General features: G+C 46.8%; 4 protein-coding genes. 3 read left to right on the forward strand and 1 reads right to left on the reverse strand.

The window, feature by feature from the left end; genetic code table 11:
- Positions 1-258: 258 nt before the first annotated feature.
- Positions 259-381, reverse strand: coding sequence for a hypothetical protein (locus ACTIE0_RS23400; RefSeq protein ID WP_006621553.1), 123 nt, complete (start codon positions 379-381; stop codon positions 259-261).
- A gap of 60 nt (positions 382-441) precedes the next feature.
- Here ACTIE0_RS23400 and ACTIE0_RS23405 point away from each other — a divergent pair, with 60 nt between their 5' ends.
- The 3 genes from ACTIE0_RS23405 (at position 442) to ACTIE0_RS23415 (ending at position 3,400) form a co-directional block, all read left to right on the forward strand.
- Positions 442-771: a thioredoxin family protein gene (locus ACTIE0_RS23405; protein WP_006621552.1), complete on the forward strand. Its 330-nt coding sequence runs from the start codon at positions 442-444 to the stop codon at positions 769-771.
- A 48-nt stretch (positions 772-819) separates the two neighbouring features.
- Positions 820-2,019, forward strand: coding sequence for an LL-diaminopimelate aminotransferase (locus ACTIE0_RS23410; RefSeq protein WP_006621551.1), 1,200 nt, complete (start codon positions 820-822; stop codon positions 2,017-2,019).
- A gap of 490 nt (positions 2,020-2,509) precedes the next feature.
- A complete protein-coding gene (locus ACTIE0_RS23415; protein ID WP_006667863.1) occupies positions 2,510-3,400 on the forward strand; it encodes an NF038130 family PEP-CTERM protein in 891 nt (296 codons plus the stop codon).
- Positions 3,401-3,591 lie beyond the last annotated feature (191 nt).

A 3,591-nucleotide genomic window follows, 5' to 3' on the forward strand; every position in this document is an offset into this window, starting at 1 on the left:
GCAGTTTGATTCTCTCCATGATGCCATGGATTCCGTTCTCAAAGCTGCGTCCTAACCACCTTGACTAATGCTATATAAACAGTTATGGGATGGTCAGGGTACGAGTCCCTTATATTTCACCAAGGGGTGAAAGTCCCACTAGGAAGTTATTTCAGGCATTGCAGCCCTATTTCACTCCTAAACGTTTCGCACAGACAAAATAGTATAACATAAAAAGCCGTCCTACAAGGCTTGTTGAGCAAAACCGAAGCGACCGGGCTAGTGACCCAGGATCTTTGGTAAATCACCCTCCGCCGACTCTCCCACCCTTCTGTCCCCCTCAAAAGTTAAATTTTGTTGCATTTTGGCGATCGCACCCCCATTCAGGACTGCCCTCGTCACAATTTTGCACTATGGTAATCTAATTAGTGATCAGGAAGTGGTACTAGCCGAGCAGATTTAATGAGTAGCAACGTCATTGTCATTCAAGATTCCCAATTTGAAACCGAAGTCCTGGGTAATACTGGACAGCCGACTTTAGCCTACTTCTGGGCTCCCTGGTGTGGTCCTTGTCGTCTGGTTTCCCCCTCCGTCCAAGCCGTAGCAAATACTTACAGCGATCGCCTAAAAGTAGTTAAACTAGAAGTTGACCTCAACCCCCAAGCAGTTAAACTCTGTCAAGTGGAAGGGGTCCCAGCCTTGAGGCTATTTATGGGCGGAGAAATTATCGCCTCCCTAGAGGGAGCAATTACCAAAAACAAGCTAATTGAGTGGATTGACCCTCACCTGTAGAATCTGTAAATCTCTTATTGAGTCCCGTTTGCGTCGGAGTTGAATGCTATGCAATTTTCTAAGCGACTAGAACCTCTACGGTCTAATGTATTTGCTGATATGGATCGAGCCAAAGCCAAAGCATTGGCCGCCGGACAAGATCTCATTGACTTGTCTTTGGGTTCTTCCGATGTACCTGTGGCTAATCACATTATCGATCGCATTCGGGACTCCCTCGACGATACTACAACCCACGGTTACGCCTTATTCCGCAATACTAAGGATTTTCGAGATACCGCCGCTCACTGGTACACTCAAAAGTATGGCGTACCCGTTGACCCGGAAACCGAAGTTCTGCAACTCATAGGCTGTCAGGAAGGGACAGGACATCTACCCTTAGCTATTCTGGACCCCGGAGATTTTGCCCTCTTGCAAGATCCAGGCTATCCTTCCCACGCTGGGGGAGTATATATAGCCGGGGGGCAAATTTATCCGATGACTATGTTAGCCGAAAATGGCTTTCTGCCCAAGTTTGAGGAAATTCCCGAAGCCGTATTGGCTCAAGCCAAAATGATGGTCTTGAGTTATCCCCATAACCCCACAACGGCGATCGCTCCCTTATCATTTTTTCAGGAAGCCGTAGCCTTTTGTCAAAAAAATGATCTCGTCCTGGTTCATGATTTCCCCTACGGGGATTTTGTCTTCCCAGAAGGCAATGCCCTCAATAATGATGCCATTGCCCCCTCTATCTTGCAAGCCGACCCCCAGAAAACCGTCTCCATAGAGTTTTTTACCTTTTCCAAGTCCTATAATATGGGAGGCTTCCGTATCGGTTTCGCCGTCGGAAATCCTCAGTTGATTCTGGCTCTGCGACAGGTCAAGGCGGCGATCGACTTTAATCAGTATCGTGGTATTCTTAATGGAGCGATCGCTGCCTTAACCGGCCCCCAGGAATTAATTAGCCACACCGTTGATACCTTCCGAGAAAGGCGCGATGTCTTTGTTAAAGCCCTCCATGACATCGGTTGGGATGTACCTACCCCCATAGCTACCCTCTACATTTGGGCAAAACTCCCCGAACCCTGGAGTCAAGATTCTATCCGCTTCTGCGCCCAATTAGTCCAACAAACCGGAGTCGCCGTATCTCCCGGCGTTGGCTTTGGTAAATCCGGCGAAGGATATGTCCGCTTTGCTCTCGTCCATCCCCCAGAAGTCTTAAAAGTCGCCGTAGACAGGATTGCCCAATTCTTGCAGTCCCACCAGCCCTAAGCCAGCTAATACCTAACTTGCCACAACTCATTATAGGAGCCGGTTCTCGACAATTCCCAGCACTGGTCTGGGTTTCATCGAGTCCGGCTCCCTTAAATATACGGATCAATCTCTTAAACATCACCCCCAAAACCCTCTCATTTGCAGTATAAATACGGAGTATTTTTCCCTCTCATCATACCCATCTTAGACCACATCAAATTTGGCAATAACTTTATATAAAATCACCATAACTTTACAGAACCTTTATAGATTTTTCCCAGACCGTCAACTATAATAAACACAGAGTCAAAAAACAGCAGACCTTAAATTTATGTCTATATTAAAGACTCTGCGCCCTAACTTAAAAGCGCACAACCGATGAAAAAAAGCGGTGTCATCTACGAAAAACTAATCATAATTAAAGACAATCCCTTTTCCGGTAAAGCATTACAGCTTCCCCAAAAGGACTAACTCAACCCTCAACCATTCACTTTAGGAGACTTCAATCATGGCTGGACTTATCAACAAATTCTTAGTTAGTGCCTCCCTTGCCGCAGGTATGACCGCAATGGTCGCCGCTCCTGTCTTAGCCCAAAACTTCAGAATCGAAGGTGACGACTATATCCTCTACGATGCCCGAGACACTACTGGTGACGGTGTAGTTGACCAAACCTATGCCAACCCTTCTGCAAACATCGACGACATTTTGCGGAGGCTAGACGGAACCCCCGGCGGTAACATTGAATTGTTCTCCAGCAGTCACATTAATGATCAAAGTATGAACGGGTGGAGGTATAACTCATCTTTCTATGGTGGTGCAAGGACCAGCCTGATTGGTGAAGTTAACGGCCAAACCCTGACTATCAGTAGCCTCAACGCCTTCGATTGGTTCACAACTGCTGATGGTGGCTTCACGAACCAATATGGCTCTGACAACTTAGCTAACCGCTGGTTTGGTGAGTTATTGGACAACTACCAACCTGATTTAGGAAGAATCGGTAGAAGAAATGCCTTTAATGCGTTTTTCGGTATGTATGGCTTTGAACGCGCCAGCGACCCCAACATCTCCTACATTGAAAGCGATCGAAACGGCATTGAAATCGGTTTAGCCGGACATATGGACTTAGGTAATGTCTACGGAGACTGGTTTGCAGGTTGGCAGGCTAGTGAAGTTCTCAGGTATGAATATGACGGAGTAGTTGATTATCTGTGGAGTTTCAGTGCTACTGCTACTGGACTAACTGAGTACACTGATGGAACTTCCCACAACGGTCTTTACAAAGTCTTCATTCCTACAGGTGACGTGCCTTCTGTTCCTGAACCTTCCACTATGTTAGGTCTGATGGCTGTTGGCGGTTTGTTTGCAGCCTCTTCCCGCAAGTCTCGGAAAAATAGCTAATTAGCTTCCTGTTAGCTACAACTAGCATCCATATCATTTTAAACACTAGCCCGGTGGTAGAGAGCTTAATTTAATCGCAGATTAGTTGAACCAATTAGGGCGATGCGCTACAAGACCAAGTATGGTGCGAGACCTTCGGGTATGAAATAGAGCTGAAATGGGCGTGGGGACTACCCGGTGAGGACTTCAAC

It is taken from the genome of Limnospira sp., from assembly GCF_051859755.1.
In the GTDB taxonomy this organism is placed as follows: domain Bacteria; phylum Cyanobacteriota; class Cyanobacteriia; order Cyanobacteriales; family Microcoleaceae; genus Limnospira; species Limnospira fusiformis.